Here is a 26082-nt window from a genome sequence, read left to right on the forward strand (position 1 = left end):
CAACTCGTGGTTGCACGGCGTCCGCATCTATCTCGACTGGTGCGCAGCCGAAAGCCATCCGCCAGAGCGAGACAGCTTGCGCTTCGGCGCTTTTCGGTGTGGCTCGGCGAAGAAGACGAACTCGATTCCGATCCCCTCCACCTCAAGCCCCCAAGCTCGACGAGAAGGTCACCCCTGCCCTCACCGACGACCAGATCAAGGGACTGCTCAAAGCCTGCCAGGGCAAGAACTTCCGCGACCGCCGAGACGAATCCAGCCGCACTCGGCGACCGCATCATCGACAACGTCCACGCCTTCATCACCGTCGACCAGATCGTCGCTTCGCTACGGTCTGCCATCGCAACGTGGCCACCGCTGATGCCCAACCCGAGCTGAGGTCACGTCCAGGCAGCCTGACCCGCCGACAGGTGAGTGGAAGGCACTGTATGCCGAATGGCGCGCCTGGCCCGTGGCACGGTCGTAGGGCGTGTTCGGGAACTGGCGCGATCTCGAGCGTCTGCGTGGAAGTCGTCTTCTGTGGGGAATCCGATCGGGACGCTGCCTCCGGGTATGGCGTGTGCGGGCTTTCACCGCGGTCGGCCGTGACTGTCTCGGCGAGGGATGCCACGTCGTTCCAGTGAGGCCCGGACCGTGGTGGCCTTGACGCCGAGCCGGTCGCCGATCTGGGCGAGCAACTGGCCGCCTTGATGTCGAGGAAGGCCTGATCGATCTCCTCGTTGGAAAGTCGGCGCTGCTGGCGGATCGCCGCGCCTCTCGCACGAATCCAGAATCCTGCCCTTGGCAATTTGGTGATCGGAGGCGAGCTGATTGGCTGAAACTCCACCCTTGTGAGCGGCGACAATCTGTTCCCGGTCCGGCTCCGACAATCGTCGCGCCAGCGCATGCACCTTCCGAGGCTTGGAGACCGGTCGGCGTATCTGCGACAGGCCTGCTCGTCGGCGTATCCGAGGAACGCGGTTCGGGTTCGGCCTATTCGTGTTCTCCAACCGGTCGAGCCGTGGGGGAATTTCGCGGCTTATCGCAATGACTTAGGCGCACGATCCGAGAACGTGATGTCAAATTGAGCTGTCCGCGTAAATGTTTCGATGGGTGAAGCCAAGCGAGCCCCCTTCGGAAGTCCGAAGGAGGCTCGTTGTCGTACCGGGACCGCGACTATTTCAGCTTGCGGCAGTACAGGGCGGTCTTGCCGGAGGTGAAGGCGATACCTGCGGCATATTCGTCGGAGTTGCACTGGATCTTGGTGTGGTTCATGGCGTAGTCTCCGCCTTCACCGGAGGCGGGGCGGTTGTCGCCCGTGTCGTCCCATACGGTGCGGCCCGCGCCGGCGAGGGGGATGCGGCCGGTGGCGCACAGGACGGCCGAGACGCTGCCGCCGCGCTGGCTGTAACCGTTCATGAACTGCCCGGTCGGGCATTGGTATTTGGTTGCGCCATTGGCCCAGTCGGATTCGAACCGTTCGGTGTTCACTGTGGTCGCGAGCGTGCCGGGCTTCCACAGGTTGCCCTCGATCGCGTCGGTGCACAGACCACGTTTGGCGGACACGCTGATCCCGACCAGGCGCTGGTCGTCGGGGCACACCATTTTCGTTGCGCCGGAATCCCAGTCGTTGCCGGCCCGCAGTGACGCGTTGAAATCGTCATTGGTGCCGTAGAGCATCGACCAGGTGCGCGTAGGCGCGACCTGCCCGGTCTTGCCTTTCGCGTCGAGCAGCCGGTTGAAATGTCCGCTGCGCCAATCACCGCCGTCGTTGATGCCGCGAACCTTGCCGTCGGCGCCGTAGCGCAGCAATGCCCAATTGTCGCTGTCGATCTGGCGCCCGGTGCCGACGATCGGCCAGAACGACCAGTCCAGGTCGCGGCTGATCAGATAGTCGACCATATCGGCGAACCAGGCCTTCTCCGGGTCGGTACTGTTCGGGCCGATGCCGAATTCGCTGACCCAGACCGGTGCGGTGAAGTGCCGGTCCGGCGTGTTGGCCACGTATCCAGCGAGCTCGTCCATGGACTGGAACAGGTCCTCGCGGGTCATGTCCCGGAAGCGCGGGTCGTGCGTCTCACCGCCGCCGATGCCGCTGCCGCCGGTGTGGTTCGGGCCGATGTAGTCGTAGAAGTGCGCGCTGTACACGACCTTGTGCGAGCGCGTGAGCGTGGAGCTCAGCCAGACATTCGGCTTGAGCATGGGGCGTTCGTGCGGGAACAGGTCCGAGGGGATTCCGGTCCAGTTCAGGCCCTCGATGATGATGAGCAGATTCGGGTTGGCGGTGGTCGTGATGCGATCACCGGCCAGGCGGGAGGCCAGTTCCCAGTCCTGGTTGTCACCCCAGCCCACATTCGGGTTGTTCCAGGTGGTCCGCCGGATCTCATTGCGCAGGTCCGCGCCGACGACGAGTGGATTGTTCTTGTACCGGGCGGCCATGAACGCCCAGTCGTCGACCCACTTCTCGGTGCTCTGGCCCGAGTTCCAGAAATTGTTGCCGTCGTTCGAGCAGCACCAGAGGGTTGTGGTGGTGTGGTTGTTGAGGATGACGGCGAGTCCGGCATCGGTCAGTGCCTTGACAGCCCGGTCGTACACCTCGAGCGGCTTGAGGCCGTTGAGCGAGGGGTTGGCGGTCAATCCTTGGATCGGTCGCGTATCGGTGATCATCTCGTTGGAGAAGGGCAGCCGAATGCTGTTGAGCCTCAGCGCTTTGAAGTCCTTGACGATCCTGTCCATCGAGGCGCGTTCCAGGCCCAATGGTGCGCGATGGCTGACCTCGCCGTACTGGTTGTTATCGGGTTCCTCGTCATTACCGCTGCCGGTCCAGGTGCCACTGGAGCCGTGCCAGTTACCGGACTGCAGTTTCACCCGATTACCAGCGGCGTCGATGATGTACCGCCCACGAGTGCTCAACGGCGCGTTCAGTGGGGACCCGTCGGACCCCGATCCCGATCCCGAATCCGGGCAACCGGCCGACCCGCTGAGGAGAAAACACCAGGGCGGCGCTCCCTGCGCCGTGGTCGTGAAATGCGCCGCGAGTCCGAGCAGCATTCCGGAAACCAGGGTGAGCACGGTCAGCGCCGACCGCCACTTCCGAACGCGAGGGTGGATCAATGTCATTTCGAGTTCCTCATCGTTGTCAATCATCTTGGGCGGCAACATCGCCCGAACAAGTCGGCACGCCGGACACGGTGTGACCCATACCGATGGGGAATCCCGAGGCAGGGTTCGATCGCAGAAGGACAGGCACCGTGGCGCCTGTCCCCCGGCGATCGCGCTGTTGCCGAATCGCCGCCGAGCGCGGCGCGAACGGTTCGCGTGCTACTTGCTGGAACCGGTGCTGACCAGCTTGTCGAGGCTGCCGGTCGAGGTGCCGCCGCCACCGTCGGAGCCGTTCTTCGCGACGGCGACCAAGCTCGGCGCCGCGGTGGCACCGGCTGCCGTGGTACCTGCGGCGATGCCCCACTGCCGGGCTCGGTATGCCATTGAATTCCTTCGGACGCAGGGCTATTGAACAAGATGTCGACTCGGGCGCGAACGATTCGATGGCAGCACTGTAGGGCAGGGTCGTTCCACTCCGAAAACAGAAGTTTCAGGTGGATTCACAGATTTCGGTTGTCAAAGCAGGTAGCCGACACGCGGACCAGGCATTCACAATCACGGGTTGTGGATTGCCCGGAAATCGTGATCAAATCTCGCCACCGCTTCGCTCCAGCGTTCCAGCAATGAGTGAACTTAGCGAATTCCGAACCGTCGCACGAATATTCGGTTCCGAATTCAACGGAGCCGCTGAAAGTAACCGTGGACAGTGCCACGAAATGGCGTTCGATGTGACAGACCGAACGCTCCGGCTGGTCGCCCTCGCCTACCTCGTCCGCTTCTCCCACGGTATCGCACAGAAACCTAGGTGATGAAGGGAATTCGATAGACGATTGGGGGGCAAAAGGCAGGCTGAGGCGCATACCCCACGTCGTGCAGCCAGGCTGCTGGGACAAGGAGATTTGGATCGTCGACAACACCGCGGGCCCTATCGGCCTGTCGTGCAACACCCTGAGTATGCGTCCATCGTCGTGGTAGCCCTTCGAGCTGTTCACGCGCGATGTCGGCTGCCCAGCTGCACAGATCGGCGGTCACGGTCACACCCCAAACGGTAATGGCGAGCCGCCGGTTCCGCTTGTCCAGACGGCTCAGTCCAACATATCGGCAGGTATCCCGCTCACCCGCCACCTCGATTGTCCAGGTACCAGCACTGAGCACAACCCTCGAGCGTGCGCGACTACCTGGACTAGTCCAGTTCTGAGAAAGGGCTGCTGAGCTGCTGCTCGGCGGCCCTTTCTCATATCCGACGCGCGTAGGCCACACGAAAAGGCTTTGCCTATGCACGACTCAATCGCCGAGGCTGTCCTTATCCAGCAGTGGGGTGGGGGAATCATGGGCGATACGAGCGGTTGGGCATCGAGCGGTGAGAGCGGTTCGTTCTGGGCTCGGCCACGCGTGCTGAATGCGTTGTCGCTGACGACTTTTGCTGTCCTGGTGATCGCGCAGTATCGGTGGTGGCACGATCACGGGCGTCCGTTCTCGTGGGTGTTGCTGCCTGCCACGCCGCTGCTGGCGTTCGTGCCCTCGGGGGTCATCGTCAAATCGTTCCGTCAGCGGTGGGCTGCGGGGTGGGCCGCGGAACATGGGTTCGTCTACCGTCGGGTGAGCGACTGGCCAGTGCCCGCATGGGATTTCCCGCCGTTCACCATCGGCCGGGCACGACGCTTCCGGGTCCGTGACACGATGCAGGGCACGGTCGGCACCTATCCGGCGAGGTTCTTCCATCTGACGTGGCTGCACAACAACCGGATCAATGTCAGCACCCACTATCGAAATGTCTTCACCATAAGGCTCCCTACGGCGTTGCCGAGAATGACGGTCGGCGTGACGCTGGACGGCAGCATCGGCGATCGGGTGGAGTTCGAATCGGCGGACTTCAATGATCAGTTCTCGGTGCATTCCTCGAACCCCGCGTTCGCACATGCTGTCCTGACGCCGCGCACGATCGGCAAGCTGGTGGACCTCGCCGGGCGGCATGGCGGCGCGGTGACCCTGACCAAGTTCGAGATCGTCGGAGATCTTCTGGTCGGCATCACCACCCTCGGCAATCGGCCGCACGAGATCGGTGGCGTATTCGACGCGATGCGCGTAATCGCCGACGGCATCCCACGATTCGTGTGGAACGACTACGGAACACCCGTGAAAAGGACCATCGCGTGAGCACCACTGTCCTCGTCATCGCGGCTGCCGCCATCGCGTTGATCGCGGTCCTGTGGTACTTCGCCGTGTACAACGATTTCGTTCGGCTGCGAAACCTGATCGCCGAATCATGGCAGCAGGTCGACGTCGAATTGCAGCGGCGCCACGACCTGGTGCCGAATCTGGTGGCCACGGTCGAGCGCGCCGCCGCATTCGAGCGCGGAACTCTGGAGGCCGTGACGGCAGCGCGTAGCCACGCGCGCGCACTCGCCACTGACCCGGGCCACACCGGCGCCGACCTCGACGGGATCGCAACAGCCGAGAACACCCTGACCACAGCCCTGTCGCAACTGTCGGCTCTCGCCGAGCAGTATCCCGACCTGGGGGCCATCCACAACTACGTGGCATTGCAGCGCGAGCTGAGCGATGTCGAGGATCGAATCGCCGCTGCCAGGCGGCTCTACAACGCGAACGTCCGCGCCCTGAACACGAGAATCCAATCCATCCCCGCCGCCATAGTGGCTTCACTGCACCGTGTCTCGCCCGAACAGTACTTCGAGATCAGCACGCCCGACGCGCGAGCGGCGGTTCAAGTGGACCACCTGTTCAGCACACAGCCGGACCGGTGACGGTGCCATTCCCTCGGCCTAGCTGATCGGATCGGCGTCGGGCTGCGCGAAGCGGGAGATGGCGTGGGCGAGTGCCTCGCCCATGGCGGGGCTCCCGGTGTGGCCGGAGTCATCGATGATTCGTAGGCGGGCGTCCGGCCAGACCTTCGCGAGTTCCCACGCCGTTTCGACCGGGGCGCTGAGATCGAGGCGGCCATGGATCAGTTCGCCGGGGATCCCGGCCAGCCGCCAGGCCTCGCGCAGCAGCACACCTTCGTCGAGCCACGCCGCGTGCGCGAAGTAGTGCGTGCAGATCCGGACGAAGGCGAGCGTGGCGTCGTCCGGCTTGGCGCTGTACTGCCCTGGGCTGCCCAGGGATTCGTGCGCGATCACCGCGTCCTCCCAGCGACACCACTCGATCGCGGCGCTGCGACGCGTCTCCGGGTCCGGGTCTTCCAGCAGCCGGCGGTAGCCCTCGACCAGGTCACCGTCGCCGGGCACTGCGGCCCGGAATCGCTCCCACTCGGCGGGCAGCAGCCGCGCGAGATCGCGGTACAGCCAGTCGATCTCGCGGCGGCGGGTGCTGGTGACGCCGACCAGCACGATCCCGGTGACCCGTTCCGGGTATCGCTCGGCGTAGGCGAGGACGAGCGTCGAGCCCCAGGAGCCGCCGTAGAGGAGCCAGCGGTCGATGCCGAGGTGGGTACGAAGCCGCTCCATGTCGGCGATCAGGTGTTCGGTGGTGTTCACCGCCATATCGGTGCCCGGGTCGGCGGCGCTCGGAATGCTCCGTCCGCAACCGCGCTGATCGAACTGCACGATCCGAAAAATGTTCGGATCGAACGATTTCCGCGGCCCCGGGCTGCTTCCACTGCCAGGCCCGCCGTGCACCACCAGCGCCGGCCTACCCGCCGGGTTGCCGCTGGCACACCAGTACACCTGGTTTCCGTCGCCGACCTCGAGCATTCCGTCGGCGTACGGGTCGATCGGCGGAAAGAACATCGGCACGGTTGCCGAGGCTAGCCGACGAACGGGCCGAACTCGAGCTATCGCGAACCAAGACTCACCACGCCGACCCTGTCATAGACCAGTTGCTTCTTGTGGTCCGGGTAGCGTGGGCGCGTGAGAAGCACCAGGGCTATGAGGAATCTGGCGACTGCGGCTGCCGCGGCGATAGTTCTGTTGGCGGGGCAAGGCGGTGTGGCCGAGGCGGACGCCGGGAGTGCGGAGCGGCTGGTGGGGTTGCTTGCGGAGCGGCTCGCTACCGCGGACACCGTCGCGGCGATCAAATGGGAGGCCGCGGTTCGGGATGGGGGTGAGCCGGTGATCGATGATCCGGGGCGGGAGGCGGCGATCTATGACGCGATGGCTCAGGCGGGGGCGGAGCGGGGGCTGCCCGGGGGTCTGGTGCGGCAGGTTTTTCAGGGGCAGATCGAGGCCAACAAGTTTGTGCAGCGGGGGTTGGTGACGGAGTGGCGGTATGGGCTGGCGGTGGCTGGGGCGCCGGGTATGGATCTCGCGGATGTGCGGCCGCTGATCGATGGCCTGAATACCGCAATACTCGCCGAATTAGCATCTGAACGAATGGAATTGGCTGCGGTCGATTGTCCGGCGCGGGTCGCGGCGGGAGTGGTCGACATCGCCGGGAGCAAGCCGCTCGACGCGTTGCATGCTGCGGCGTTGGTGCGGGCGTCGACGCCTGTGTGCGACGGCTGATCGTTCGGCCGACCCGCATAGGATGCGCCCTCGACCGCCGCCCACCCGCTTCGAGCACTCTGTACGAGGTTCCGGCCGAGAGCGGGTCGCGCACCTGATCCGAGAGCTACGGCAGCTCTCGGCTACTTCACAGCTTCGCCCGAGGTCGAGGCGGCGCGGGGCTCCATACGGTTCGACATCGAACAGTGAGGACGACGAAAGAGGTCTGCGGTGGAACAGCATTCCGACGGCAGTCACGAGCGGCATGAGCACGATCTCGGGCTGGCGCACGATATGCGGGTGATGAATCGGCGGCGCGCGTTGTGGGCGGTCGGGGCCGCGGGTGTCGCGGCAGTGGCGGCCGGTTGCTCGCGCAGCGCCGGATCGGACGCGTCGGCGACGAGCGCCACCACGTCGGTGACGAGCGGGTCCGGTGGAATTGCCGCCGCGCCGCAGGAGACCGCGGGGCCTTATCCGGGTGACGGCTCGAACGGGCCGAATGTGCTGATCGAGTCCGGGGTGGCGCGTTCGGATATCACGACCAGTTTCGGCTCATATTCCGGTGTGGCCAAGGGTGTTCCGATGACGCTGACGCTGAATCTGAAGGACCTGACCAAGAGCGGGGCGGCCGGTGCGGGCATGGCCGTCTACGTCTGACACTGCGACCGCGACGGCAACTACTCGCTGTACAGCAGTGGAGTCACCGATCAGAACTATCTACGCGGCGTGCAGGTGGCCGACGCGAACGGCGCCGTCACCTTCACCTCGATCTTCCCCGCCTGCTACTCGGGCCGCTGGCCGCACATCCACTTCGAGGTCTACGACTCGCTGAGTAGCGCGGTCGCGGGCGAAAATGCCCGTCTCACTTCGCAGATCGCATTGCCACAGGACGTGTGTACCTCGGTCTACGCCTCCGACTCCGGCTACTCGCGCAGCATCTCCAATATGAGCGGTGTATCGCTGTCGTCCGACAATGTCTTCGGCGACGGCTGGGATGCCGAACTCGCTACGGTGACAGGCACCCCCTCCTCGGGGCTGAAGGTCTCACTCACGGTCGGCGTTGCCGCGAAGTCGCAGCATGCCCAGTCCGGCAATGGTTCCGGGCAGCCGCCGAGCAATGGCCCGGAACAGCACGGCGTGCGAGGTCCCGACGGCAATCCGCCGGAGACCGGTATGGGCGGCCCGCCGCCGCACCCCTGAGCGTGGATATATTCTCCAGCAACCCCTTTCGCCGACTCACACCACGATCGCATGCGGCGCGAGCCGGTCGGATCCAGGGCCAGGCGCGGACGACTCCGTGCTCGGTGAACCAAGAAGCACAGCGGGATGCCGATCCTCCGACCGGACGTCAGTGACGTAGCAGGGGACGCCCTTCGAGCGCGGCTGCCCAGAGCGTCTTCGCGGCATCTTCAGCGTCACCATCCAGGAACTCGGGCAGCAGGATGTCGGCCGCGTCATCCGCGTCCGCGTCCTCGAGGTAGTCGCCATTGGACACGCGCAGACGCCGGGCCTTCAGACCCCCGTTGAACGCGACTTCGCCCCTGTCCCAGGTTTCCAGCCATGCGCCCGCAGATGTCGCCCCGTGGACGACGAGTAGCCCCATGTCGGAGAGTTCCGTCATCAGCAGGCCCCCGATGGTGAGTGAGCCGCCGATGAACAGATTGCTGTCCATGAGGCACATGAGGTGCTGTGCGGTAACCGAACCGGTGACATACAGCGGCGTGTAGACGTCTCCGTTCAGCATGCGCATCGGACCGTTGACCGTCAGGTCGCCGTCGATCACGTACACGGTGTCCGGTGCCAGATCGGGGTCGTTCCCGATCGACAGGGGCCCGTCGATGGTGAGGTCACCCTGGTGGACGAAGAAGCACTCCGGTTCTTCGCCGAAGACTTCCTCCAGGTCCTCCACGCGGGTGTCGCTGGCTTCGCCGATGTCGTAGCGCTCCGCCGCCTCGGACAGCGGTACCGATTCCCAACGTGTGGACCATTGTTCGAAGGACACCTGACTCCTCGCGTTCTATTCGATCCCGATCGCTGTGTAGCACAGCACAACTCACCCATTGAGTCTTGCATACCTCGATGCTCGACCACCCGGCCTCACGATCCCCAGAAGATTCTCCAGGTCCCGCCTTCCTCCTGGTCGATGCCTTCGAAGAAGACGTGATGCACGTCGATGCCGCCGAACCACTGCGACTGGGGGCGAGTACGCCGCTCCGTTTCGGTGATAGCGGCCACCAGGTCACGGACGGTGAACCACTTGCCGTTCGGCGCCCGGTGGGCGACGGGTTCACCCTCACCCTGCAGATTCAGCATGGCCGATTCCAGAACCACACGGTCGAGCTCATCAGCGGTCAGGTCACGAAAGTTGTTGTCCTCGAATACCTCCAGCGCGAACGAGAGCTCTTTGATCTCCGCGGTCGCTTTCGCCCGCTGATTCGAGAGGTTCGCCGCGATGTCTATCGTCGGCTCGGACAGCTCGATCGACAGCGTTCCGGACAACCCGTTGAAGAACTCCAGTGACATGCGGGCATGGTCGCATGGCGCACCGACATATCGGCTCGGGTCAGCACCTCATCGCCGCAAGGGTTCTGGAGTCCGCGGGGTCGGCGGTGGCCAACGCGTCGGCGACCGGGATGCCCCGGCGTTCGGCCAGCCTCAGCCGCTCGCGAACCTCACGCGGAGTACGCGGGCGGTAGCCGGGACCGGTGCCGCAGCAACCGCCGTAGAAGGTCAGACCGGAGTCGAGGACAGCGGTGAGGGCTCGCCACCCGGCCGTGTCGGCTCGTCTGGGCACCTCGAGGTGCGGCCCCGCGTCGATGAGCTCCCCGGCACATCGCACACACCAGCCCGAATCGACTCCGATCGACCCCTTATAGGAGACCCGGCAGTGCAGGCAGACGCGATGTGTCCGGCTCGGGTAGATGCACATGCCGGCACCGTACGCAGCCGAACCCATCTCGGTCGAGCCATTTGCCACGAAGCGAATGACTCAGTCCTTCGGCGGTGCTTCCTGGTCGTCGCCCTGGGGAAAGAGGTGGTCGAAGCCGATGGCGAAGGAGTTGTCGGTGGGGTCGACCATGAGGTCGAAGGTGTGGCCTCGCGTCAGGCCGGAGTGGTTGTCGAGGGTGCAATCCGCGGTGAAGGGGTCGAAGGTGGGTCCGGTGATGCGGATTGTCAGGTCGGCTGTGTCCGGGTTCTCGCCGCCGGGGTGAATCTCGTTGACGGAGAGGACTTCTCCGGTGCCGGGGACTCCGACTGTTTGGAATCGTCGCTCTGCTCGGCGCCATTCGTAGGTGCTGGCGACCAGACCCAGGCCGATCGGGAAGGTGAACACACCGGCACACAGGCCGTCGGCCCACCCGTCGCCGGTCAGTCCGAGGATTGGGCCGATCAGCGTGAGGGCGGCGCCTGTGGTGTAGGTGAACACGCCGGCGTATGGGCCGATGAGTTCGACCTGTCTCGGTCCTTCGTTCTTGCTGCGAGCCATTTCAGTTGCAGCGTAGCCGGTGAGGCAGCCGGGGCGGGGAAGGCTTGTTCGAGCTGCTGATCGAAGGGACGCCGCAGGCATACCAGCGATGGGCTGAGGACTATTACGAAACCACCGTGGGCCTTTCCGAGGTAGAGCACGTGTATGCGCTGCGACCATTGACGCCGGCTGTGGTGGCTCGTCTCAATCCCGAGGTCGAACTGGCCGATCTCGACGCCGATATCACCGACATCGGTTACCCGCGTTGAGAAGGTGACGCTCGGTGTCGGAGTACGCGGTTAGGGTGCCGGGCATGGGATACGAGTTTCAGGTCGTCGTGGACTGTTCCGATCCGCACACGCAGGCCGACTGGTGGGCGGAGGCGCTCGGGTGGGAGGTCGAGCCGCAGGATGAGGGGTTCATTCGGAGCATGGTCGAGCAGGGAAATGCGACCGAGGAGGAGACGACCACGCATCGGGGGAAGCTGGTGTGGAAGGTCGGTGGGGCGATTCGGCATCCGGAGCGGCCGCGGGTGCTGTTTCAGCTTGTGCCCGAGGCGAAGACGGTGAAGAACCGGGTGCATCTGGATATCCGGGTCGGCGAAGAGAAGCGGGCGGCGGAGGTCGAACGGCTGATCGGTCTGGGCGCGAAGGTGCTGCATGACGGGAGGCAGGGACCGTTCACGTGGGTGACGATGGCCGATCCCGAAGGTAACGAATTCTGCGTGGCCTGAGCTGCGGCTGGCTACCATCAAGAGCGATTCTTCCCGTGGCAGTTGATGTTTCAGGAGGTTGAGCGATGTTAGTCACCAGGTGTGCGGCGGTCGCGGTCGTGGGGGCCGCGATGACGCTGCTGGGATCGGGCCCGGCGAGTGCCGCCCAAGGGGACGAGTTCATCACGCTGAATTCCGTGGTGACTTCCACACCCGATGGCTTGAATGCCACCGGAACCTATATGTGCGACGGCGGAATCGGATATCTCGATGTTTCCGCGCAGATGGGCACCAGCGGCAGCGGCACGATCCAGCTGACCAGCTCGCCGCCGGGAGTGACCCTGCAATGCTCGGGTCGGGTCGAGACCTGGTCCGTGACGCTGAAGCCGACCAATGGTCTGCCCGTGCTCGTGCCGTACACCGAAGGCACCGGCAAAGCCCAGCTGAACCGCAAGTACTGGAAGACCGACTCCGGTCAGGTGGCCCTCCACCTCTGAGCACCCGAACTATCGAGGTGCTGTCGTGAGAACTCTGCCGGGACGCGGGTCGGATTCGGCTGAACCCCTGAGCTTCTGACCACGTCCGTGCATCGCCTCGGGGCTGGTTCAGCGGCGACCAGCCGAAATCTCGCTTCCAGCCGCCGTCATTCGGCGAATACGCGTTCAGTGTGGCCGCCGAAGGCTTTTCGCATGGCGGACAAGGATTTGTTGGCGTACGAACCTCCGTCGCGGGAGGCGAAGCGGGAGTACAGGGCGGTGGTGAGGACGGGGACGGGGACGGCCAGGTCGATCGCGGTCTGGGCGGTCCAGCGGCCTTCGCCGGAGTCGGGGACGTGGCCGGTGAATTCGGTGAGGTCGGGGTCGGTGTGGAGGGCGGTGGCGGTGAGGTCGAGGAGCCAGGAGGTGATGACGCTGCCTCGGCGCCAGAGTTCGAGGAGCTCGGGGACGTCGAAGGCGTAGGAGGGGTCGGTGGACGAATCGGGTTCGGCTATACCGGTTCCGGCGGCGCGCAGGATGGACATGCCCTCGGCCAAGGCCGCCATCTGGCCGTATTCGATGCCGTTGTGGATCATCTTCGCGAAGTGACCCGCGCCGGACGGGCCGCAGTGGAGGTAGCCCTGTTCGGCGGGGGTGGGAATCCCGTCACGGCCGGGGGTGCGTGGGGCGGCGTCGATGCCGGGGGCGAGGGTGCGGAAGACGGGGTCGAGGCGTTCGACCGCTTCGGCAGGGCCGCCGATCATGAGGCAGAAGCCACGGTCGAGGCCGGAGGTGCCGCCGCTGGTGCCCACATCGAGGTAGTGGATGCCGTGGGTGGCCAGGGATTCAGAGCGGGCGACGGCGTCTCGGTAGAAGGAGTTGCCGCCGTCGACGACGACATCACCTTCGGTGAGCAGCGGCGTCAGGTCGTCAACGACCGTGCCGGTCAGCTCGGCGGGGACCATGACCCAGACCACGCACGGTTTCGGCAGGACCGCAACCAGTTCCGGGAGGGAGGCGGCGGCGGGGATGCCGTCGGCGGCCAGGGTAGCGACGGCGGCGGGGTTGGGGTCGTAGACCGTGCAGGTGTGGCCCGCGCGGACCAGCCGACGGGCCAGGCCGGAGCCCATTCGGCCCGCGCCGACCATTCCGATATGCATGGTGAGATCCTTCGGGGCGGAGATCGGTGGTGGCTCAGCCGAGTTCGCGCAGGCGCGGAAGAAGATCGGTGGCGAACTGGGTGAGGAACCGTTCCTGGTCGTGGCCGGGGCCGTGGAAGACGAGGTGGTTCAGGCCCGCGTCGAGGTACGGCTTGATGCCGGCGATCGCCTCGTCCGGATCGGAGGCGACGATCCAGCGCTTGGCGACCTGCTCGATGGGGAGCTGGTCGGCGAGGGCTTCCATTTCGACGGCGGAGTCGACGCTGTGCTTCTGCTCGGGGGTCAGCGACAGCGGGGCCCAGAAACGCGTATTGGCCAGGGCCAGTTCGGGGTCGCGGTCGTAGGAGAGTTTGATCTCGATCATCTTGTCGAGGGTCGACGGGTCGCGCTGGGCGGCGGCCGCGCCTTCGGCGACGGCGGGCATGAGCTTGTCGTTGTAGAGCTCCATACCCTTGCCGGAGGTGCAGATGAAGCCGTCGCCGGTGCGGCCCGCGTACTTGGCGACGACCGGGCCGCCCGCGGCGATGTACACGGGGACCGGCTGCTCGGGGCGGTCGTAGATATTGGCCTTCACGGTGGTGAAGTGCTCGCCCTCGAACGACACGTCGGATTCGGTCCAGAGCTTGCGCATCAGTGTGACGGCTTCGCGCAGGCGGGCGAAGCGTTCCTTGAATTCCGGCCATTCCCGGCCGGAGACCGCGATCTCGTTGAGCGCCTCACCGGTGCCGACACCCAGCATGACGCGCCCGTTGGACAGCAGCGACATGGTGGCGAAGGCCTGGGCGATGACGGCGGGGTTGTAGCGGAATGTCGGGGTGAGGACGCTGGTGCCGATCTGGACACGGCTGGTGCGCTCGGTGACGGCCGACATCCACGACAACGCGAACGGCGCGTGCCCGCCATTGTGCCGCCAGGGCAGGAAGTGGTCGGACACGACCACGCTGTCGAGGCCCAATTCCTCGGCGCGCACGGCATATTCGACGAGGTCGCGGGGGCCGAACTGCTCGGCGGAGGCCTTGTAGCCGATCTTCAGGGTCATCGCTGTACCGCTTTCTCAGGGTGATCGGCCGCCTTGCGCAGGCGGCGGTAGCGTTCGATGAGAGCATTGGTCGAACTGTCATGTGACAGTGCGGATCCGGACTCGATGTCGTCGACAAGGCGTGTCGCGAGGATCTTTCCGAGTTCGACGCCCCACTGGTCGAACGAGTTGATGTTCCAGATCCATCCCTGCGTGAACACCTTGTGCTCGTACAGGGCGACGAGCGCGCCCAGCGAATAGGGGGTCAGTTCATCCAGCAGCAGGGTGCTGCTCGGCCGGTTGCCGGGAAACGCGCGGTACTCCCCCGCGTCGTCGCCGGCGCGGCCGAAGGCCAGCGCCTGCGACTGGGCGAACAGGTTCGCCATCAACAGGTCGTGATGCCCGGTCAGGTCATGGGCGGGCGTGAGGACGCCGATGAAATCGCAAGGGACCGTGATGGTTCCCTGATGCAGCAGCTGGAAGAAGGCGTGCTGGCCATTGGTGCCGGGCTCGCCCCACACGATCGGCGCGGTGCCGACACCGACCGGATTCCCGTCACGATCGGCAGACTTGCCGTTGCTCTCCATCTCGAGCTGCTGCAAATACGCGGGCAGCCGCGCGAGCCGCTGATCGTAGGGCAGCACCGCGTGCGTCTGGGCGTCCCAGAAGTTGCGATACCAGATCCCGAGCAACCCGAGCAGGATCGGCAGGTTGCGATGCGCCGGCGCGGTGCGGAAGTGGACGTCCATCGAATGCGCGCCCGCGAGGAACGACCGGAACCGCTCGGCGCCGATCGCGATCATCACCGACAGTCCGATCGCCGAGCTCAGCGAGTAGCGGCCGCCGACCCAATCCCAGAACTCGAACATATTGGCCGGATCGATGCCGAAGGACGATACCTCCGAGGCGTTCACCGACACCGCGACGAAATGCTTGGCCACAGCGGCAGGATCGTCGAGCGCGTCGATCAGCCAATCCCGGGCCGCCCGCGCATTGGCGAGGGTCTCGACCGTGGTGAACGTCTTCGACGACACCACGAAAAGTGTCGTCGCCGGGTCGAGATCGTGCAGCGCCCGGGTCAGATCATGCCCGTCCACATTGGCGACGAATCGCGATTCCAGTGTGCCCGTACCGTATTCACGCAGCGCCAGGCACGCCATCGCCGGTCCGAGATCCGAACCTCCGATCCCGATATTGACCACCGCCTGAATGGGCTCCCCTGTCGCCCCACGCCACTCCCCCGACCGAACGGCCTGCGCGAATCCCGCCATCCGCTCGAGGGTGCGCTGCACGGCGGGCACGACATCGACGCCGTCGACCTCCACCACCGCGTCCGCGGGCGCACGCAACGCCGTGTGCAGCACCGCGCGCCGCTCGGTGACATTGATCGGCGCGCCGGTGAACATCGCCTCGATACCCGCGGGCAGGTCACGTTCGGCGGCGAGTTCGACCAGTAGGTCGATGGTTTCACCGGTGACCAGATTCTTCGAATAGTCCAGCACGATCCCGTCGTGCTCGACGGTCATCGCCGGACCCCGATCGGGCGTCCGCCCGAACAGCTCCGAGATCCGCTCTCCCGCAAGCTCTTCGCGGTGCGCGGCCAGCCGCGCCCACGCCGGGGAGCCGGTCATCCCCGCACCGCGGCGCCACGGTCGGCCAGCGCCGATTCGACGCCGGCGATCAGCTCACGCCACGCCTGCTGGAACTTGGCGATGCCCTCCCGCTCCAGCTTGGCGGAGATGTCGTTCATGTCGATGCCGAGCGCGTCGAGCTCACCGAACACCCGGTGCGCGTCGTCGTAGCGGCCGGTGACCTGGTCTCCGACCACCTTGCCGTGATCGATGACCGCCGCGAGAGTCGGCTCGGGCACGGTGTTCACGGTCCCGGGCGCGACCAGATCCACCACGTACCGGGTGTCGTCGTAGGCGGGATCCTTCACCCCGGTCGATGCCCACAACGGCCGCTGCGGCCGCGCCCCCGCCGCGGCCAGCGCCGCCCAGCGCTCCCCGCGCAGCGTCTGCTCGAACGCCTCGTAGGCGAGCACCGCGTTCGCGATCGCGGCACGGCCACGCACCGCCCGCGCCGCATCAGTGCCCAGCGTGTCGAGCCGGACATCGACCTCGGAGTCCACGCGTGAGATGAAGAACGAAGCGACAGAGGCGATCCGGGCGATGTCGTGCCCGTTCTCGCGTGCCAGCTCCAGCCCGGCCTGGAAGGCGTCGAGCACATCCCGATACCGCCCGAGCGAGAAGATGAGTGTCACGTTGACGCTGATCCCGCGTCCCAGGATGGCGGTGATCGCGGGCAGTCCGGCGGGCGTGGCCGGAACCTTGATCATCAGATTGGGCCGGTCGACCAGCCACGACAGCAGCACCGCTTCGCTCACCGTGCGATCGGTGTCGTGCGCCCACGCCGGATCGACTTCGAGGGAGACGTAGCCGTCGAGACCGTCGGTCGCGGTGTACACCGGCCGCAGCACGTCGCAGGCGGCCCGCACGTCCCAGCTGGTGAGGATGCGTGCGGCGTCCGCGGTGCCCAGACCGAGTTGCGCGAATTCACGCAGCTGCGTGCCGTACTGCTCGGACCCGCGCAGGGCGGCCTCGAAGATCGCCGGGTTGGTGGTCACGCCGGTGATGCCCCGCTCGACCCATTCGGCCAGTCCACCGGATTCGATCCGGCCGCGGCTCAGGTCGTCCAGCCAGAGGGAGACACCTTCTCGGGCGAGGAGCTGCAACGGATCACTCATACGAATACCTCTGCCATACACAGTCTGCGATTGCTCGTTTTCGAGCAGATGTTGCACGAAATCATGCAGCCGGGGCTGATTACTGTCAATATTTCGCGCAGGATCGCGTACCATCCGAGACGGCGACGATGGCTCGACAACCCTTCAGGAGGTCCGTTGCTCTCCAGCACCCGCCGGCGTCAGATCCTCGACAGGCTGACCACCGACGGCTACGTCGAGGCGAAGGAATTCGCCCGCGAGCTCGGAGTGGACACCTCGACCATCCGCCGCGACCTGGAAGCGCTCGAACGCGACGGCCAGATCCAGCGCACCCACGGCGGCGCGCGGCCCATCCCGGGCGTCACCTCGGATCTGCCGTATTCGGCGAAGAGAAACTCACGGCTGCAGGAGAAGTCGGCCATCGCCCGCGTGGCCGCGGGCCTGGTCACCGACGGCGACACGGTGATCCTCGACAGCGGCTCGACCACCTACGAGGTCGCGGTCGCCTTGAGCCGCCGCGAGAATCTCACCGTCATCACCAATGATCTGCGCATCGCCGAGTACGTCGCGGGCCTGCAACGCTTCCGGCTGCTGGTCGCGGGCGGCGAACTGCTCGGCTCGGTCTACACCCTCGCCGGTGACCGCACGGTCGAGTTCTTGCGCGATTACGCGGCGGATTGGGCATTCCTGGGCGCGGACGCGGTGGACGTGGACGCCGGGATCACCAATACGAACACCCTCGAGGTTCCGGTCAAGCGGGCGATGATCGCGATCGCGCGCTCCACCGCCGTGGTCGTCGACAGTTCGAAGTTCGGACACCGCGCCCTGGCCCGGGTCGCCGGGCTCGACGAGATCCACACCCTCATCACCGATCACGGCCTCGACGAGGAGGCCGCGAAACCCTACGGCGACCATCTGATTCGGGCCGACGTCACCAGGCCGCCGCGACCCAAGCCCTGGCCGACCGTCGCGGCGGCGGCCTCCCTCGCCTCGCGCGGCAAGACCGCGCCCGAGTCAGGCGAGGCGACGGAGTAGTTCGGTGCGGTGGTCGGCGGTCACTTCGGCAGCGGGCTGTAGAAGACCAGACCGTTGCCCTTGTTGTCGTAGACGACCGCGCGACGCTCGTGCGCGTCGTTGTAGGGCGCGGTCACGATGCCGCCGCCACTGGCCTCGATCGCCTTGGCCGCGGCGTCCACGTCCGCGGTCTTGATGCCCACGACCACCTGCCCGTGGATCGGGTGGTCGACGGCGGTGGCCAGCGCCAGGGTGATGGGCCCGCCGTCGATCGCCGCGAAATGCGCGCCGTCGCGGAACTTCAACGGCATGCCCAGGGTCTCGGTGTAGAAGCTGATCGACTCGTCCAGGTCATCGGTGGACAGGATGATCATCTTCACTTCGTGGTCGCTCACTACAGCCTCCTGATCGGTTCCGGCCGGGTGCGCACCCGGCACGGTCCCCCTCATGATGACCGTTGCGCGCCACCGGGATCGGACAGCGACACGCGTGCGGGGCGGCCGGTTCGGGCGGTGGCGGCGCGCGCGGCGATGAGGGCCGCGAGTTCGGCGGGGCGTTCCTCGGGGATCCAGTGGGTGGCGTCGAGGATCTCGCAGGTGAACGGCGCCGCCATGTAATCGGGGGTGAGGGCGGCGGACTGGCCGCGCGGCCGGGCCCGGGGCGAATAGCCGCGCTGCGTCGGCGCGATGGTGGCCCCCGGGCGGTGAACGAAGGGTTACCCGATCGGCACGCTACGCGACGCGATGCGGCGTCGCGGTGAAAGCTGTTCGCCGACAATGCTGCCGAATGATAACTACGCCACAGAATTTGCCCAGTCGTCATGCGTATGGCGCATGATTCGAATCGGTCGCACCAGTCAAAGTCGCACGGGGACATGACATTCCGGCAACCAGCAGGTTGCTGCCCACCCGGAAACGTCCCAGTCGGAATTAATTTAGATGAAACATTCCCTTTCAATTTCCCAATTCGAATCATGCCCGGTAGTGTGCCCCCGTCGCGACTGCGATTGCGAAACCCCTGTTCTGGCAATGGAGTTCGAGTGCTGGAAATTCACCACTTCAGCTATGGATGGATCACCCCCATCCTGGCCTACATCATGTCCGTCACCGGATCGCTGCTCGGTCTGCGGTGTACGGCGCGTGCTCGGGCAGGGGACGGGCGCGGCGGCTGGCTCATCTCGGCGGCGATCGCCATCGGCGGCACCGGCATCTGGGTCATGCATTTCATCGCGATGCTCGGCTTCAGCATTCGCGGTGCCGTGATCCGCTACGACGTACCGCTCACCCTGCTCAGCGCCCTGATCTCGATCCTGGTGGTGTGGGCCGGGTTGTTCGTGGTGGCGCGCGAGCCGTTCGGCCGCTATTCGCTGTTCGCGGGCGGCGCGGTCACCGGCCTGGGCGTCGGCGCGATGCACTATTCGGGCATGTACGCCATGAAGTCGGACGCCATGATCGGCTACGACGTCTGGATCGTCACCCTGTCGATGGTGATCGCGGTGGTCGCGGCGACCGTCGCGCTGTGGTTCACCCTGGTCATCACCGGCATCTGGGCGACCATCGGCGCGGCCCTGATCATGGGTGTGGCGGTGTGTGGCATGCATTACACCGGCATGGCGTCGATGAACGCCCACCACATGGACCACGCCGAGACCCCGCACGGCGCGGGCGCGATGGAGCTGCTGGCGCCACTGATGATCAGCGTCAGCATGGTGACGCTGGTGCTGCTCATCCACGTCGGTCTCACCGAGGTGGACGAGCGGTCGATGATGCCCGGTCCCACACGGCCCATGCCGGAAACCCGGCCCGCCCCCGAACACCGGCCCGGCTGGTCGCTGCAAGCCGGCTCGGCGGCCGCCGCGCACGGCTCGGGCCAGGACGAACCCGTACCGCACGACTACCGGACGGCGGGGCTGTATCCGCCCGCCGCCGACTATCAGGCGCCCGGCCGCCACGAGATGGCCGTCCCCGGCAACTGGCATTCGGACCGCTACCGCGCGGGCTGAGCCCGGCCGGGCAGGCTGAGAACCACCTGCCCGGCAGCCTGAGAATCACGGGTCGCGTTCGCTGAGAATCGGTCTGCGGTGTTCGACTTTCGGGCGCAGCCACAGCAAACTGAGGGCCGTGGACCACCATCAGCTGGAGTTGATCTTCGCGGTCCTGTTCGCGACCATCCTCGCGCAGCCGCTCGGACGACGGCTGGGCCAGGCCCCGGCGGTCCTGATGACCGCCTTCGGCGTGGTGCTCGCGCTCATCCCACAGGTCCCCAATATCCAGATCGAACCGAAACTGATTCTGCCGCTGGTCCTCCCGCCGCTGCTGTACGCGGCCGCGCGACGCACCTCGTGGCGGCAGTTCGCCGAGAACTGGGTAGCCATCAGCCTGCGTGCCGTGGTACTGGTCATCGTCACCACCGTGGCCGTGGCCTGGGCCTTCCACCTCTGGTATCCGGCCATCCCGATCGCGGCGGCGGTCGCGCTGGGCGCGCTGGTGGCGCCGCCGGATCCGGTGGCGGTGTCGGCGCTGGCCGGCAAGCTGGGGCTGCCGCGGCGACTGGTCGCGGTGCTCGAGGGCGAGGGGCTGTTCAATGACGTGACCGCGATCGTGCTGTACACGGTCGCGGTGCAGGCGGTGGTGTCGGGCACCTTCTCCGCGTGGGGCGCAGTGCTCGACTTCGGGGTGTCGGCGCTGGTCGGGGCGGCGGTGGGGCTGCTGTTCGGCTGGGCCGGAAGCAAACTCATGCACCGGCTCGACGAGGCCCCGTGGCGGGTCGCGCTCGGGCTGCTGCTGCCGTTCGCGGCGTACGGGTTCTCGGAATCGCGCGGCGGGTCGGCGGTGCTGGCGGTGCTGGTGTGCTCGATGTACCTGACCGACGCCGCCACCGACTTCGGCGACAGCGATTACCGCCTGGTCGGCGACTCCTTCTGGGAGATCACCGAAATGCTGGTCACCGGGTTCGCGTTCGGGCTGATCGGACTGGAACTGAGCACGGTGCTGCGCGACTCCGGACCGGACTGGCCGCGTTTCCTCGGCGGGGCCGCCGTCGTGATCGCGGTGGTGGTGGGGTTGCGGCTGATCTGGCTGCTGATCACCACCAAGCTCTTCCAATCCTGGTGGCGCGCCCGCGATCGCGACGAGCCCTACAACTGGCGCGAGACCCTGGTCACCTGGTGGGCCGGTATGCGCGGGGTGGCGACCGTCGCACTCGCGCTGGCCATCCCGTTCACCACCGACACCGGGAAACCGTTCCCGGGCCGCACCGAGATCCTGTTCACGGCCTTCGCGGTCGTGCTGTTCACGCTGCTGCTGCAAGGCCCGACCCTGCCCGCGGTGGTGCGCGCCACCGGCGTGCGAGCCGACACCGGCGCGGAACGCGTCATCGAACGCGAGCTCTGGACCCGGGTGCTGCAGGCCGAACTCGCACGACTGGAAGAGATCTCACAGACCGAGCACCTACCCGAAGAGGTCTACGACCGGCTGCGGTCCGGCTTCGAACGCCGCCTCGCCCACGCCGACCCCGAGGCCGCCGACAGCAATGCCCGCATGGCCACCGATCGCGCGATCGCCTTCACCGCGAAGATGCGGGCCATCACCAACGACGTACTGGAAGCCGGCCGCGCCGAAGCTCTGGCCGCCCGCCGCGAACCCGGCGTCCCGCCGGATGTGGTGGACCGGGTGATGCGCCGTCTGGACCTGCGCGGCGCGGCCAACTGAGCCGCTCCCCCGCCGCAGACCGGCACACCTGATCGCGCGACTATCCGTTCCGGCCCAGCGACACGAGGACGGCCACGAATTCGCGCGCGAACGACTTGCGGGTCAGCAGACGGGTGGTCCGCGCCCCGGTTACTTCGGCCCGCAACCCCAGCCGCCGAGCCAGCCGTTGCGTCCGCAATACGTGAAAATCACTGGTGACCACCGTGATTCGCGCGGTGCGCGGGTCGATGCCGAGCGAGTGCAATTCCTCGGCGGTGAACCGCAGATTCTCCTCGGTGTTCCGGGACCGATTCTCCGCGACGATGCCCGTCGCCGGAATCGTGTGCGCCACAAGGTAATCAGCCATCGCCATCGCCTCCGGCACGGTTTCGCGGCCGCTCTGCCCGCCGGACACGACCACGAGCGGCCTGCGCTCCCGCTCGTCCCGGATCACCTCGAGCGCCCGATCCAGCCGCCGGGCCAGCATGGGCGAGACCCGGTCGCCGCGCAGTCGGCAGCCGAGCACGACCACTACCTCCGCGCCCGGCCGCGGCGCCCGCCGCGCCCGCCCGAGGGTGTATCCGGTGAATCCGAGGAACGGCGCCACCACCGCGGCCCCGGCCCACAGCATGACGCCCCGACACATCCGCACCCGGTCACACCTCCTGACAACGGCTCCAGCATCGAATGCTCACGCGCAGCTCGATCGAATGCCCGCGCACCGCATCGACGGTAGTCCCCCGCCGCCGCGCCGCCGTCGCCCCGGGGCCGAGCACGATCCGCGCAGGTGCTCATGACCCATGAGCGCGGCTCGCGGCGACTGCGACCCTGGTCATGGATCGAGTATTGGGCGTGGGCTCGCCCGTGACGTGGCCGAATACGGCTCGATCGCGCAGGTCCCGGTGCACAGGCGGGTCGCGGCGATGCACTGACCGGGCCCTGACCTCGGGTTAGCATGACGCAATGGCATTGGGCACCTATCAGCCGCCCTGGCTGCGGACCGTTGACCTCGGTGAGCAGGTCCGCGCCCTCGTCCAGTGGTGGGCGCAGCCGCATCGGGTGCGGCGCGGGATCCAGGCCTATCGCGATCTGCTCGCGGTCACCCCGGCGTGTATCGCCTACGCGTTCACCTTGTTCATCACCTGGTGGACGCTGCGCGGGGCGAGCGACATCGTGGGCCGGCGGCTGATCTTCTCGGCCTCGACGAATCTGCGCAATATGCAGCGGGATCCGATCCAGGTGCTGGTGGCCTCGGCCTTCTGGACCGATGGCGGCTTCCCCTGGGGCGAGATCGTCATCCTGATCACCTTGATGGCGCTGGCCGAACGGTGGCTGGGGTCGCTGCGCTGGATCGTGGTGGTGGCCATCGGCCATGTCGGGGCGACCCTGATCACGGTGCTCGGCATCGCGCACAAATTGGACAAGCAGCTGATCCCGACCCGGGTGGCGTTCGCCTCGGACGTCGGCCCCAGTTACGGCATCTCGGCCATGCTGGCGGTGCTGGCCTTCCGGTTGCGGGGTCCGGCCCGTTGGGTGTGGGCGCTGGCCATGGCGGTCTGGTACGGGTACGGGGTGTGGCACGGGCGCACGTTCACCGACTACGGCCATTTCTTCGCGCTGCTCATCGGTTTCGCGGTGGGCGCGGTCGCGGTGGCGCTCTCGCACCGGTTGATCGCGGTGCGCGAGCGCAAGGCGGCGAAGCGGAATCCGGCCGTCACCGGTGGGGCGCAACCCACCGATGCGGGCGGAAACAGCGCGAATTCAGCTGGGGACGGGATCGATCCGCCCGCGGTCGCGTTGGACCAGCCGGATGGCGGGCTCGACGACGCGGGCCGCGATCGGGCCGAGCACGGCCATCATTAGCACGTAGGCCGAGGCCAGCGCCGCCAGCCGCGGATCCACCCCGCCCACCGAAACCGCCAGCCCGGCAATGACGATGGAGAATTCGCCGCGCGCCACCAACGCCGCGCCCGCGCGCGCCCGGCCCATCCGCCGGATCCCCTGCCTCGAGGCCGCCCACCACCCGGTGCCGATCTTGGTCAGCGCGGTCACGACCGCCAGCAGCACCGCCCAGCCCAGAACCGGCGGAATCGCGGTGGGATCGGTATTGAGCCCGAAGGCCACGAAGAAGATCGCCGCGAAGAGGTCTCGCAGGGGTTCGAGGAGTTTGGCCGCCTCCTGGGCGGTGGATCCGGAGATGGCGATGCCGAGCAGGAACGCCCCGACCGCCGCCGACACCTTCAGCGCCGAGGCCGCGCCCGCCACCAGCAGCGCCGCGCCGAGCAGCTTGAGCAGGAACACTTCCCGGTCGTTGCTGTCCACGATGGCCGACACGTAGCGGCCGTAGCGCAGCGCCACGATGAGCACCACGGTGATCGCCACCAGCGCGATGGCCAGCGATCGAAGTCCGCTGGCGAAGCTCAGCCCGGCCAGCATCATGGTGAGGATCGGCAGATACACCGCCATCGCCAGATCCTCGAACACCAGGATGGACAACACCACCGGCGTCTCGCGGTTACCGAGCCGCCCGAGGTCGTTGAGCACCTTGGCGACGATGCCCGAGGACGAGATGTAGGTGACGCCGCCCATGGTGACCGCGCCGACCGGGCCCCACCCGAGCATGAGCGCGACCACCACGCCGGGCGTGGCATTGGCGACGATGTCGAGCAGACCCGCCACCCAGGAGCGGCGCAGCCCGGTCACCAATTCGGCGGCGGTGTATTCCAATCCGAGCAGCAGGAGCAGCAGCACCACGCCGATCTCGCCGGCCATGTGCCCGAATTCGGTGGCGGCCTTCATCTTCACGATGCCGCCCTGACCGAAGGCCAGGCCGCCCAGCAGATAGAGCGGGATCGGCGACATGCCGAAGCGGGCGGCCAGGCGGCCCAGCATGCCGAGCGCGAACAAGATCGCGCCGAGTTCGAACAGGGCTAGGCCGGTCGAGTCCACCGGGCTCAGCCGTCGGCCAGGATGCGAGCGGCCGCGTCCAGCCCGTGCGGAGTTCCGACCACGACCAGGATGTCCCCGGAGTCGAGCACCTGATCCGGACCAGGCGACGGTTGCACCTGCCCCGCCCGCATGATCGCGACGATGGACGCCTTGGTGCGGGTCCGCATGGCGGTCTCCCCCAGCATGCGCCCTCGATACGGCGAGCTCCCGCTGACGCTGAGCTGCCGGGTGGTGATCCCGGGTAGGTCGGAGTGTTCTTCCCTGAGCTGCTGCACCAGCTGCGGTGCGCCCAGCAGGTTGGCCAGCACCGCGGCCTCGTCCGGGGTCAGCGGCACCTGCGCGATGCAGGCGTCCGGGTCGTCGCGCTGGGAGACGATGAGGTCGATTCCGCCGTCCCGGTGCGCGACGACTCCGATCCGCCGACCCGATCTGACTTCGAAGTCCTTGCGGACACCGATACCGGGCAGGGCAGTCACATCGACGTTCACGCGTCCAGATTAGGACAACCCGCGCGAATCGCGGGGAGCTACGTCCGGGGCGTGATCAGTTCGCTTCCAGCGGGGCGAAGCCGCCATCGGGTCCGGGCGCGAAATCGGTCACCGCGGTGACGGCTGTCAGCGGCAGCGGACCGTACAGGTGGGGGAACAGCATGGAATCCAGATCGGTGGGCACACCCGGCTCCCATTTCACCGGTGAACCGAGCGCGGCGGGATCCAGGTGCAGCAGCACCAGATCGGTACGGCCGGCGAAGAGGCGATTCGCGGGCAGATGCGCCTGGTACGGGGCGGACAGATGGATGAATCCGGCCTCGGCCAGCGAGGGCGCGCGGTATTCGCCTGCGGCGCGGGCGTTCTCCCACTCGTCGCGGGAGCAGATGTGCAGCAGGGTGGCCGGTGTCGTGTCCTGTTCGATTCCCACCCGTCCAATCTAGGCGAGGGCGGCCGATCCACATCGGCTCGGCGCGGCCCGGCGGCTCAGTACGGCCGGGGCCGGGCCACGTGCGGGCCGACGTCGTTGACGGCGACCCAGGGCGGGGGCGAGACGGGCGGCGGCGCGGCCCGCGGCGACCGCGTCTCCGGTCCACACGCTCACGCAGGGTCCGGCCGGGGTGCGGCCCGCGAGGTCGAAGGCCGCGCCCGCGTCCCCCGCCCGGACCACGGGCAGCACCGGACCGAGGGTCTGCTGGGTGAACACGGCCATGGCCGGGCCGACCTCCCCGAGCACGGTGGGTTCGAATCCGACATCCGTGGCGCGGCCGCCGCAGCGCAGGGTCGCGCCCGTGGCCGGCGCCGCGCGCACCTGGTCATCGACCCGGCCGACGTGCGAGGCCGAGGTCATCACCCGGCCGCGATCTCG

General features: G+C 66.9%; 28 protein-coding genes and 1 pseudogene. 11 read left to right on the forward strand and 18 right to left on the reverse strand.

What is annotated here, in order from left to right:
- Positions 1-1152 precede the first annotated feature (1152 nt).
- A complete protein-coding gene (locus tag ACFYTS_RS19525) occupies positions 1153-3096 on the reverse strand; it encodes a glycoside hydrolase family 5 protein (protein WP_387306085.1) in 1944 nt (647 codons plus the stop codon).
- Positions 3097-3297: 201 nt separating this feature from the next.
- Positions 3298-3462 (reverse strand): hypothetical protein, encoded by a 165-nt coding sequence (locus ACFYTS_RS19530; RefSeq protein WP_387306087.1) that lies wholly within the window; start codon positions 3460-3462, stop codon positions 3298-3300.
- 891 nt (positions 3463-4353) lie between these two features.
- Between ACFYTS_RS19530 and ACFYTS_RS19535 the strand changes: the two genes are divergently transcribed.
- Together ACFYTS_RS19535 and ACFYTS_RS19540 are read left to right on the forward strand one after the other, a co-directional pair.
- Complete coding sequence (locus tag ACFYTS_RS19535) at positions 4354-5235, forward strand: DUF3137 domain-containing protein (protein WP_387306089.1); 882 nt, start codon at positions 4354-4356, stop codon at positions 5233-5235.
- Positions 5232-5843 (forward strand): LemA family protein, encoded by a 612-nt coding sequence (locus ACFYTS_RS19540; RefSeq protein WP_387306091.1) that lies wholly within the window; start codon positions 5232-5234, stop codon positions 5841-5843. The genes ACFYTS_RS19535 and ACFYTS_RS19540 overlap by 4 nt, the downstream gene beginning before the upstream one ends.
- Positions 5844-5861: 18 nt before the next feature.
- Here the strand turns inward: ACFYTS_RS19540 and pip are convergent, their stop codons facing one another.
- Positions 5862-6824: a prolyl aminopeptidase gene (gene pip / locus ACFYTS_RS19545; protein WP_387306420.1), complete on the reverse strand. Its 963-nt coding sequence runs from the start codon at positions 6822-6824 to the stop codon at positions 5862-5864.
- Positions 6825-6962: 138 nt separating this feature from the next.
- Between pip and ACFYTS_RS19550 the strand changes: the two genes are divergently transcribed.
- Entirely contained in the window at positions 6963-7538 is a 576-nt protein-coding gene (locus ACFYTS_RS19550; RefSeq protein ID WP_387306093.1) for a chorismate mutase, read from the forward strand.
- 273 nt (positions 7539-7811) lie between these two features.
- Positions 7812-8717, forward strand: a pseudogene (locus ACFYTS_RS19555) (dioxygenase).
- Between the two features lie 148 nt (positions 8718-8865).
- On the opposite strand, the gene ACFYTS_RS19560 reads toward ACFYTS_RS19555, so the two are convergent.
- The 4 genes from ACFYTS_RS19560 to ACFYTS_RS19575 form a co-directional block, all read right to left on the reverse strand.
- Positions 8866-9519: a hypothetical protein gene (locus ACFYTS_RS19560; RefSeq protein ID WP_387306095.1), complete on the reverse strand. Its 654-nt coding sequence runs from the start codon at positions 9517-9519 to the stop codon at positions 8866-8868.
- A gap of 95 nt (positions 9520-9614) precedes the next feature.
- Positions 9615-10040, reverse strand: a complete 426-nt coding sequence (locus tag ACFYTS_RS19565; RefSeq protein WP_387306097.1) for a hypothetical protein — start codon at positions 10038-10040, stop codon at positions 9615-9617.
- A gap of 40 nt (positions 10041-10080) precedes the next feature.
- On the reverse strand, positions 10081-10446 hold the full coding sequence (locus ACFYTS_RS19570) for a hypothetical protein (RefSeq protein ID WP_387306099.1): 366 nt from the start codon (positions 10444-10446) through the stop codon (positions 10081-10083).
- A 60-nt stretch (positions 10447-10506) separates the two neighbouring features.
- Complete coding sequence (locus ACFYTS_RS19575; RefSeq protein WP_387306101.1) at positions 10507-11004, reverse strand: hypothetical protein; 498 nt, start codon at positions 11002-11004, stop codon at positions 10507-10509.
- A 44-nt stretch (positions 11005-11048) separates the two neighbouring features.
- Between ACFYTS_RS19575 and ACFYTS_RS19580 the strand changes: the two genes are divergently transcribed.
- The 3 genes from ACFYTS_RS19580 to ACFYTS_RS19590 all read left to right on the forward strand — a co-directional run bounded on the left by ACFYTS_RS19580 (position 11049) and on the right by ACFYTS_RS19590 (position 12192).
- Positions 11049-11252 carry a hypothetical protein gene (locus ACFYTS_RS19580; protein WP_387306103.1) on the forward strand — a complete coding sequence of 68 codons (204 nt, stop codon included), beginning with the start codon at positions 11049-11051 and terminating at the stop codon, positions 11250-11252.
- A gap of 44 nt (positions 11253-11296) precedes the next feature.
- Complete coding sequence (locus ACFYTS_RS19585; RefSeq protein ID WP_387306105.1) at positions 11297-11716, forward strand: VOC family protein; 420 nt, start codon at positions 11297-11299, stop codon at positions 11714-11716.
- Positions 11717-11826: 110 nt separating this feature from the next.
- Positions 11827-12192, forward strand: a complete 366-nt coding sequence (locus ACFYTS_RS19590) for a hypothetical protein (RefSeq protein WP_387306107.1) — start codon at positions 11827-11829, stop codon at positions 12190-12192.
- Between the two features lie 146 nt (positions 12193-12338).
- Here the strand turns inward: ACFYTS_RS19590 and gnd are convergent, their stop codons facing one another.
- The 4 genes from gnd to tal are packed head-to-tail and all read right to left on the reverse strand — an operon-like array spanning position 12339 to position 17095.
- On the reverse strand, positions 12339-13331 hold the full coding sequence (gene gnd, locus ACFYTS_RS19595) for a phosphogluconate dehydrogenase (NAD(+)-dependent, decarboxylating) (RefSeq protein ID WP_387306109.1): 993 nt from the start codon (positions 13329-13331) through the stop codon (positions 12339-12341).
- Positions 13332-13365: 34 nt separating this feature from the next.
- Entirely contained in the window at positions 13366-14370 is a 1005-nt protein-coding gene (gene fgd / locus ACFYTS_RS19600) for a glucose-6-phosphate dehydrogenase (coenzyme-F420) (protein WP_387306111.1), read from the reverse strand.
- The gene (gene pgi / locus ACFYTS_RS19605) at positions 14367-15980 is read right to left on the reverse strand and encodes a glucose-6-phosphate isomerase (protein WP_387306113.1); all 1614 of its coding nucleotides are present in this window, start codon (positions 15978-15980) and stop codon (positions 14367-14369) included. Before pgi ends, fgd begins: the two co-directional genes overlap by 4 nt.
- Entirely contained in the window at positions 15977-17095 is a 1119-nt protein-coding gene (gene tal, locus ACFYTS_RS19610) for a transaldolase (RefSeq protein WP_387306115.1), read from the reverse strand. Before tal ends, pgi begins: the two co-directional genes overlap by 4 nt.
- Positions 17096-17251: 156 nt before the next feature.
- Here tal and ACFYTS_RS19615 point away from each other — a divergent pair, with 156 nt between their 5' ends.
- Positions 17252-18109, forward strand: a complete 858-nt coding sequence (locus ACFYTS_RS19615) for a DeoR/GlpR family DNA-binding transcription regulator (protein WP_387306117.1) — start codon at positions 17252-17254, stop codon at positions 18107-18109.
- Positions 18110-18129: 20 nt separating this feature from the next.
- On the opposite strand, the gene ACFYTS_RS19620 is transcribed toward ACFYTS_RS19615, so the two are convergent.
- Together ACFYTS_RS19620 and ACFYTS_RS19625 are read right to left on the reverse strand one after the other, a co-directional pair.
- Positions 18130-18483: a VOC family protein gene (locus ACFYTS_RS19620; protein WP_379096961.1), complete on the reverse strand. Its 354-nt coding sequence runs from the start codon at positions 18481-18483 to the stop codon at positions 18130-18132.
- A 50-nt stretch (positions 18484-18533) separates the two neighbouring features.
- Positions 18534-18701 (reverse strand): hypothetical protein, encoded by a 168-nt coding sequence (locus tag ACFYTS_RS19625; protein WP_387306119.1) that lies wholly within the window; start codon positions 18699-18701, stop codon positions 18534-18536.
- A gap of 426 nt (positions 18702-19127) precedes the next feature.
- On the opposite strand from ACFYTS_RS19625, the gene ACFYTS_RS19630 reads away from it, so the two are divergent.
- Together ACFYTS_RS19630 and ACFYTS_RS19635 are read left to right on the forward strand one after the other, a co-directional pair.
- A complete protein-coding gene (locus ACFYTS_RS19630; RefSeq protein WP_357283066.1) occupies positions 19128-20090 on the forward strand; it encodes an MHYT domain-containing protein in 963 nt (320 codons plus the stop codon).
- Positions 20091-20208: 118 nt separating this feature from the next.
- The gene (locus ACFYTS_RS19635) at positions 20209-21798 is read left to right on the forward strand and encodes a Na+/H+ antiporter (RefSeq protein ID WP_387306121.1); all 1590 of its coding nucleotides are present in this window, start codon (positions 20209-20211) and stop codon (positions 21796-21798) included.
- Between the two features lie 40 nt (positions 21799-21838).
- On the opposite strand, the gene ACFYTS_RS19640 is transcribed toward ACFYTS_RS19635, so the two are convergent.
- Positions 21839-22423: a YdcF family protein gene (locus tag ACFYTS_RS19640; RefSeq protein WP_387306422.1), complete on the reverse strand. Its 585-nt coding sequence runs from the start codon at positions 22421-22423 to the stop codon at positions 21839-21841.
- Positions 22424-22740: 317 nt separating this feature from the next.
- Here ACFYTS_RS19640 and ACFYTS_RS19645 point away from each other — a divergent pair, with 317 nt between their 5' ends.
- Entirely contained in the window at positions 22741-23640 is a 900-nt protein-coding gene (locus tag ACFYTS_RS19645; protein ID WP_357283063.1) for a rhomboid-like protein, read from the forward strand.
- On the opposite strand, the gene ACFYTS_RS19650 is transcribed toward ACFYTS_RS19645, so the two are convergent.
- The 4 genes from ACFYTS_RS19650 to ACFYTS_RS19665 are packed head-to-tail and all read right to left on the reverse strand — an operon-like array spanning position 23539 to position 26064.
- On the reverse strand, positions 23539-24726 hold the full coding sequence (locus ACFYTS_RS19650) for a cation:proton antiporter (protein ID WP_357283061.1): 1188 nt from the start codon (positions 24724-24726) through the stop codon (positions 23539-23541). The two genes, ACFYTS_RS19645 and ACFYTS_RS19650, sit on opposite strands and share 102 nt — an antisense overlap.
- Before the next feature lie 5 nt (positions 24727-24731).
- The gene (locus tag ACFYTS_RS19655; RefSeq protein ID WP_357283060.1) at positions 24732-25214 is read right to left on the reverse strand and encodes a cation:proton antiporter regulatory subunit; all 483 of its coding nucleotides are present in this window, start codon (positions 25212-25214) and stop codon (positions 24732-24734) included.
- A gap of 55 nt (positions 25215-25269) precedes the next feature.
- Positions 25270-25638 carry a DUF952 domain-containing protein gene (locus tag ACFYTS_RS19660; protein WP_387306424.1) on the reverse strand — a complete coding sequence of 123 codons (369 nt, stop codon included), beginning with the start codon at positions 25636-25638 and terminating at the stop codon, positions 25270-25272.
- A gap of 15 nt (positions 25639-25653) precedes the next feature.
- On the reverse strand, positions 25654-26064 hold the full coding sequence (locus tag ACFYTS_RS19665; protein ID WP_387306124.1) for an aldehyde dehydrogenase family protein: 411 nt from the start codon (positions 26062-26064) through the stop codon (positions 25654-25656).
- Positions 26065-26082: the final 18 nt, after the last annotated feature.

The sequence above is a fragment of the Nocardia sp. NPDC004151 genome, from assembly GCF_042874235.1.
Classification (GTDB): Bacteria; Actinomycetota; Actinomycetes; order Mycobacteriales; family Mycobacteriaceae; genus Nocardia.